The sequence below is a fragment of the Verruconatronum alginivorum genome, from assembly GCF_056590205.1.
In genome coordinates, this window is record NZ_JBWPVQ010000001.1 from 6005555 (window position 1) to 6012738 (window position 7184).

7 protein-coding genes are annotated in these 7184 nt (G+C 59.2%); 2 read left to right on the forward strand and 5 right to left on the reverse strand.

What is annotated here, in order from left to right; translation table 11 throughout:
- Positions 1-9 precede the first annotated feature (9 nt).
- The 4 genes from ACWUI2_RS22110 to ACWUI2_RS22125 form a co-directional block, all read right to left on the reverse strand.
- Positions 10-456, reverse strand: coding sequence for an Hsp20/alpha crystallin family protein (locus tag ACWUI2_RS22110; RefSeq protein WP_486985020.1), 447 nt, complete (start codon positions 454-456; stop codon positions 10-12).
- A 39-nt stretch (positions 457-495) separates the two neighbouring features.
- Positions 496-903, reverse strand: a complete 408-nt coding sequence (locus tag ACWUI2_RS22115; protein WP_486985021.1) for an Hsp20/alpha crystallin family protein — start codon at positions 901-903, stop codon at positions 496-498.
- Positions 904-932: 29 nt separating this feature from the next.
- A complete protein-coding gene (locus tag ACWUI2_RS22120; protein WP_486985022.1) occupies positions 933-1373 on the reverse strand; it encodes an Hsp20/alpha crystallin family protein in 441 nt (146 codons plus the stop codon).
- Positions 1374-1656: 283 nt separating this feature from the next.
- Positions 1657-2538, reverse strand: coding sequence for a metallophosphoesterase (locus ACWUI2_RS22125; RefSeq protein WP_486985023.1), 882 nt, complete (start codon positions 2536-2538; stop codon positions 1657-1659).
- 209 nt (positions 2539-2747) lie between these two features.
- On the opposite strand from ACWUI2_RS22125, the gene nifJ reads away from it, so the two are divergent.
- Complete coding sequence (gene nifJ / locus ACWUI2_RS22130) at positions 2748-6320, forward strand: pyruvate:ferredoxin (flavodoxin) oxidoreductase (protein ID WP_486985024.1); 3573 nt, start codon at positions 2748-2750, stop codon at positions 6318-6320.
- A 170-nt stretch (positions 6321-6490) separates the two neighbouring features.
- Positions 6491-6730 (forward strand): hypothetical protein, encoded by a 240-nt coding sequence (locus tag ACWUI2_RS22135; protein ID WP_486985025.1) that lies wholly within the window; start codon positions 6491-6493, stop codon positions 6728-6730.
- A gap of 43 nt (positions 6731-6773) precedes the next feature.
- Here ACWUI2_RS22135 and ACWUI2_RS22140 read toward each other — a convergent pair whose 3' ends face one another.
- Positions 6774-7124 carry a DUF1294 domain-containing protein gene (locus ACWUI2_RS22140; RefSeq protein WP_486985026.1) on the reverse strand — a complete coding sequence of 117 codons (351 nt, stop codon included), beginning with the start codon at positions 7122-7124 and terminating at the stop codon, positions 6774-6776.
- Positions 7125-7184: the final 60 nt, after the last annotated feature.

Genomic DNA, 7184 nt, shown 5'->3' on the forward strand with positions numbered 1-7184 from the left:
GTTCCTCGGTCAACCTTCGATCTGGATCTTCCGTCCCTCCGGAAGTTCTTCCCTGGTCTTGGGGAGATGGATCTTCAAGACTCCTTTCTTGAAGACCGCCTTCACCTTTTCCCGGTCGATCTCCGCGGAGAGCGGAATGTAACGCTGGAAACTGCCATAGCTCCGTTCCGAGCGATAGTAGGACTTCGTTTCCTCCTTCTTCTCTTCCCGTTTCTCCCCCCGCAACATCAGGCCGTGGGCGTCGACCGAGACGTCGATGTCCTTTTCCTCCATCCCGGGCAACTCCGCCGTCACTTCGATCTCCTGCTCGCTTTCCGCAACGTCGATCTTCGGACTGAAAGCCCCCAGGTCACTCCAGCGGCCCAACCCTCGTTCGAAAAACTCGTCGAGGAGGGTCGCCGGATGAGTCAAGGACGGCTCCCGGGTTTTCCATGGTATCAGGTCCTGCATTTTCATGACAAAACCTCCTTTCTTTTATGCGAATGTCTTTCGCTCCTATTCCGAGCTGATTTGAATTTTCCTGGTTTTAGCCTGTTTCGATTTCGGCAGGTGCAGATTCAGCACCCCGTTTTTCACCGAGGCCCGGATCTTCTCCTGGTCGATTTCCTCCGAAAGCGAAAAGACTCGTTCGTAATCTCCGGGAAGATACTCCCCGTCGATCAGGCGCATCTCTTTTGGCATGTGATCGTGCGCGCTCGCCCGAAGGGTCAATACCCCCGCCTCCAAGGTGCAATCGACTCCTTTCTCGTCTACTCCCGGAAGGTCCGCCCGGAGGAGGATCTCGTCAGGGGTCTCGATGATGTCGATCGGCGGAGCATATACCGTCCGGCGCGAAGGACGCTCGATCCGATGAGCCTGGGTTTGTTCCGTCTTGGCGACTTGTTGCTGATTCGTGTTGGACATTTCAAAAACCTCCTTTCTTCACTGGTCAATTATTCATTTTCGATGGTGATCTTCCTCGGCTTGTCGCTTTCCGCCCGGGGAAGATGGACCACCAGGATCCCGTTTTTCAACTGGGCCTTCACCTTCCCGGCCTCCACATTGAAGGGAAGCTCCACGACCCGGTTGAAACGGCCGTCGAAGCGCTCCTGACGGAGATACGCGGCTCCTTTTTCCAACTCAGCCGGTTCCCGCGAACCCGACAGGGTGAAGGTGCTTCCCGTCACCGAAATTTCCAGGCGATCTTTCTCGATCCCCGGGATCTCGGCGGACACCACCGCCTCATTCTCATTGGCGTAAATGTTCAAGGGTGGAAACGCCTGCCCGGCCCCATTCGCCGGCGCCAACAGGCGACTCATCGTCCGCCGCAATTCGTTCATCTCGGCAAACGGATCCCAACGGGTTTCCAAAGGTGATAAACGGTAGTTCATCATGTGTCGTCTCCTTTCTGATTAAGTTGATTCGTTGTTCCCAATTTCCTTTAACCGGACTTTCCCCATCTTCTTGCATGAAGAATGCCAACGAACCTCCCGTATCGATCGATTCTCTAAACGGCTTACTGAAAGCCAATTAGACACGAACCTCGGACCTCACCGCCCAAACCAACTCGCTCCCGCAGAGTCATTTTGACCCACCCGGTGTAACAAAAGTTTCCACTCGGCGGGTTTGCAGGCGGACGCGCGGCCGGTTATTTAACAATCCGGAAAATCGTTCAGACTACCCCCGCAAAAGCGTGACTTCCGCGATCTCCGGCCGACAGTTGAACCGCACGCGGAAATGGATCACGCCGAGTCCTCGGTTGACCAACATCTGGAGATCCCCTTTTTGAAAGAGTCCCGAGAGATACTTCGCCCCGAAGCGGGAGGGGACGTAATAAGGGGCCAAAAAAGGGATCCGCACCTGACCGCCATGGGTGTGGCCGGCGAAAACCAATCCGTTTCGATGAGCCATCCCGACTTCGAATAGGTCGGGATGGTGCATCAAAATCAGCGCCGGTTCATCCGGATCGATGCCGTTGAACGCCCGCCGTTGATTCACATACTGGGTCCCGAAATCGGCCAATCCAACCACCGGCAACCGGGCCCCGCCACGGCCGATCGCCAACGCCTCGTCCCGCAAAACCCGGATCCCAGCGCCGTTCAAGGCATCGGACACCCGGCTCGGACCGACCGCGACGTCATGGTTGCCCAACACCGCGAACCGGCCGATCCGGGCCCGCAACGGCGTCAGAACCTCCCTGAGCGGCTCCGTATAGGAACGACCTTCATCCGATCGCCGCGACCATCCTCCCATCGTCACGTAGTCACCGGTCAGAAAAAGGAGATCAGGCTGCAGGTCGTTCGTCAGCTCCACGCACTTCTCCAGATAAGCCTTGGGGACCAAGCCGCTCAAATGGAGATCCGACAATTGGACGACCCGCAAACCCTCGAACTCGCGGGGCAGATTCTTAATCTTCACCTGCCATCGCGTGATTACCGGATTGGTCGGGGAAAAGAGAAACGAATGCCACGAAACCGCCCCCGCGCCCGCCACGCCACCGAGGCCGAGCCTCAGAAACGTCCGTCGCGACAGCACCTTCCCTGGTTTTCCTTCTTTCATTCGTTCCGCAAGATCCATCATCATCAATCTACGGACGGATCCCGTCGAGGAAAGAAAGGCGGTTCGTTTATCCCCCTCGGTTATCCGTTGGCGCCCGCAGCCACGGGCTACCCGCTCCCTCCAGGGCTCCGGCATTCCCCGCAACCTGCGCCGATCCTTTGCCAACAAATGCATAGTTGAGGTCTGTGACCGGAAATAAACTTGCTAATATGCACCCTACGACACCTGCACCCAAAGCAACCGTCGATGCCAACGAAGCAACCGCCTCCGTGGCTTACCGACTCAGTGAAGTAATCGCCATCTACCCGATCACTCCCTCCACCGCCATGGGAGAGTCGTCCGACGAATGGTCGGCCAAGGGCAAACCTAACCTTTGGGGCACCGTTCCCACCATTGCCCAAATGCAGTCTGAAGCAGGGGTCGCCGGCGCCTTGCACGGAGCGTTGCAGGCAGGCGCGTTGTGCACCACGTTCACCGCCTCCCAGGGATTGCTGCTGATGATCCCCAACATGTACAAGATCGCCGGCGAGCTCACCCCCTTCTGTCTCCACGTCACCGCCCGCTCCCTCGCCACCCATGGTCTGTCCATTTTCGGCGACCATTCCGACGTGATGGCCTGCCGTCAAACCGGTTTCGCCCTGCTCGCCTCCAACTCCGTGCAGGAGGCCCAGGACATCGCCTGCATCTCCCACGCGGCCACCCTCCGCAGCCGAATTCCCTTTCTTCACTTCTTCGACGGTTTCCGGACCTCCCACGAAATCAATAAAATCGAGCTTCTCTCCGACGAGGTCCTCCGGTCGATGGTTTCCGAAGAGGACATCCGGCGCCACCGCCAACACGCCCTCTCCCCCGATCACCCGGTCGTTCGCGGCACCGCCCAGAACCCCGACGTATTTTTCCAATCCCGCGAGGCCGCCAATCGCTTCTACGACCAATTGCCCGGTTTGCTACAAGGCGTGATGGACGAGTTCGCCTCACTCACCGGCCGCGCGTACCATTTGTTCGAATACGAGGGCGACCCCATGGCCGACCGCGTCCTCATCATGATGGGATCCGGCGGGGAAACCGCCGCCGAAACCGCCGAATGGCTTCGCCGGCGGGGCGAAAAAGTCGGGGTCTTGAAGGTCCGCCTTTTCCGTCCATTCAACGTCGCCGGTTTCCTCCAGGTCCTTCCCGCCACCGTCCGCTCGATCGCCGTGCTCGACCGAACCAAAGAGGCGGGCGCCGCCGGCGAACCGCTTTACCAGGACATCCTGACCGCCCTGCGCGAGGGAGCCGAAAACGATCCTTCCCTCGACAAGATCCGGGTGATCGGCGGCCGATACGGTCTCGGTTCCAAGGAGTTCACTCCGGCCATGGTGAAAGCGGTCTTCGACGAACTGAAAAATGACCGGCCGAAAAACCATTTCACCGTCGGCATCGTTGACGACGTCACCGGCACCTCGTTGCCGGTGGACCACCGTTTCGACATCGAACCGGACGAAGTCATCCGCGCGGTTTTCTTCGGCCTCGGATCCGACGGCACTGTTGGCGCCAACAAAAACACCATCAAAATCATCGGGGAGGAGACCGACAACTTCGCCCAAGGTTACTTCGTCTACGATTCGAAAAAATCGGGAGCGATGACCACGTCCCACCTGCGATTCGGTCCGGCACCGATCCGCGCCCCCTATTTGATCGGCCAGGCCGATTTCGTCGCCTGCCATCAATTCCAATTCCTCAGCCAGGTCGACGTGCTCTCGCGCGCCGCTCCCGGCGCGACCTTCCTGCTCAACGCCCCCGGGGAACCGGAAGACGTCTGGCGGAATCTTCCACGGGAAGTCCAGGAGGCCATCCGGGAAAAGGAGTTGCAACTTTACGCCATCGACGCCGGTCGCATCGCCGAAGAAAATGGAATGGGCCGCCGGATCAACACCGTCATGCAGGTCGGTTTCTTCGCCCTTTCCAAGGTGCTTCCCCGGGACGAAGCGATCGAGAAAATCAAAAAATCGATCGAAAAAACCTACTCCCGCAAAGGACAGAAGGTGGTCGATCAAAACTTCGCCATGGTCGAGCAAGCCCTCAAAGGTTTGCATAAGATCGAAATCCCCGCCACCGCCCTGCCCGGCGAATCCCGTCCGGCGATCGTCGCCGCCGCCGCCCCCGACTTCGTCCAACGGACCACCGCCCTGATGCTCGCCAACCAGGGCGACCTCCTGCCGGTCAGCGCGATGCCGATCGACGGCACCTGGCCGACCGCCACCTCCAAATGGGAGAAACGCAACCTCGCGTCGATCATTCCGGTCTGGGACTCCGAACTCTGCATCCAGTGCAACAAATGCGTCGAAGTCTGCCCGCACGCCGCCATTCGGGCCAAATATTACGACCCCGCCCTGCTGGCCGACGCCCCCGCCACCTTCGCCTCCACCCCGTACCGCTCCCGGGAGCATCCGAACACCTCCTACACTCTCCAAGTGGCTCCGGAGGATTGTACCGGTTGCGAACTCTGCGTCCATTTCTGTCCGGCCAAAGACAAAAAGAGTCCCGATCACCGGGCGATCAACATGGCGCCGCAGAATCCGATCCGGGAAGCCGAAGCGAAGAACTTCGAGTTCTTCCTCACGTTGCCTTCCCCCGACCGGACGACCATCAAACAGGATGTCAAGAGTATCCAGTTTCTGGAGCCGCTCTTCGAATTCTCCGGGGCTTGCGCCGGGTGCGGTGAAACACCTTACATCAAGCTCCTGACCCAACTCTTCGGCGACCGTGCCTTGATCGCCAACGCCACCGGCTGCTCCTCTATCTTCGGAGGCAATCTCCCGACCACTCCCTACACCGTCAACGCCGACGGTCGCGGGCCGGCCTGGGCCAACTCCTTATTCGAGGACAACGCCGAGTTCGGTCTCGGTTTCCGCCTCGCAGTCAACCAGCTGAGCTCCGAGGCCGAACACCTGCTCAAGAAACTCGCCCCGCGGATCGGGGATGAAACGGTCGCCGGACTCCTCGCCGGCCGCGACAGCAGCGAGATCGCCGTCGCCGAGCAAAGGAAAAAAATCGCCGCCCTGCGCGAGACGCTCAAAGGCATCGACTTGCCCGAAGCCAAACGTCTCGACCTTGTCGCCGATTACCTGGTGCCGAAAAGCATCTGGATCGTCGGGGGCGACGGCTGGGCCTACGACATCGGATTCGGCGGAGTCGACCATGTGCTGGCCAGCGGCCACAACGTGAATATCCTGGTTTTGGATACGGAGGTCTATTCCAACACCGGGGGACAATGCTCGAAGTCGACTCCATTCGGGGCCGCCGCCAAGTTCAGTGTCGGTGGCAAGGCGGTCGCCAAGAAGGATCTCGGTCTCATCGCCCTTTCCTACGGTTCCGCCTACGTGGCCCGGGTCGCCCTCGGCTCCCGTGACGCCCAAACGGTGAAGGCCTTCACCGAAGCCGAATCCTTCGACGGACCGTCGTTGATCATCGCCTACAGTCACTGCGTGGCCCATGGAATCAACATCTTCGACGGATTGAACCAGCAGAAGCTGGCGGTCGATTCCGGTGCCTGGCCGCTCTTCCGCTTCGATCCCCGCCGGACCGCCGCCGGCGAAGCCCCGATGCAACTCGATTCCCGTCCCCCGAGCATTCCGCTCACCGACTACACGAAAAACGAACTCCGCTACCGGATTCTCGACAAAACCAATCCAACCGGAGCCGACGTAATCAAACAACGCGCCCAGGCCGCCGTTCACGAGCGGTTCGCGATGTATGAACAACTCGCTAAATTCGCGGTGAACGGAAACGGAAAAGGCTAGCCGGATTATTCGTGAAGCCCAGAAGTGATGAAGCGCAAGGCGCGCCCCGAATTCGCGTGGGAGTTCAAGCGTAGCATTCCGGCTTTCGCCGGATGACCTTCCTTGCCCATCGCATCTCCCATTCCAATTGACACCCTGGTCGATAGCGGGGCAGTTTGAAGGTCGCATCCATGGACCCGAATATTATTCTTCACCTGGCACAAGGCGGATTCGTCCTTTTCTCCAGCCTGTTTTTCATCGCCTTTGTCAAATACAAGCACCGGGGATTACTGCTCGCGGCCTTGGTCTACGGGCTCGGAGCGGCGGCATCCTTTGTGATGCAGTCCTGGATACCCCTGGTGGCATCCCTCGTCGCTTCGTGGTTTTTGCGTTTCTTCGGATTCGATCAGGCGCCGGATCGAAAATCGTAAGGCGGGGCGGCAGGGAATGATTCAACCCCGCGCGATCCCCTTCTCATCCGAAAGTTGAACGATACCAGAGGAAAATCCATCCCGCCAAGTGCAGGGAGACGATCAACCAAAAGGTCCGCTGGTAGGTAAACTTTCGGTTCTTGTGCCGGAAAAGGCGTTGGGCGATCAGGGCTCCCGGCCACCCGCCGAGCAACTCGAAAAGATGGAGCGTCTTTTCGGCGGTTCGCCCGCGCCCGCGCCGCGCCCGGTGTTTGTCCCACGCATAGGCGACGAATGCGACCAAACTGGCCGCGACATACCCGGTCGCGACCCAGTCAGGAATGCGCCCGAACCAGGCGCCCGCCGCCAGTGCCGCGAGAAATCCGAGAGCGAATATGATTAGAATAAAGTTCATAAGTGGGAAGCCGGAGGAGCTTGATCCTATGGTATACACCCTACCATGCTTGCGCATGGT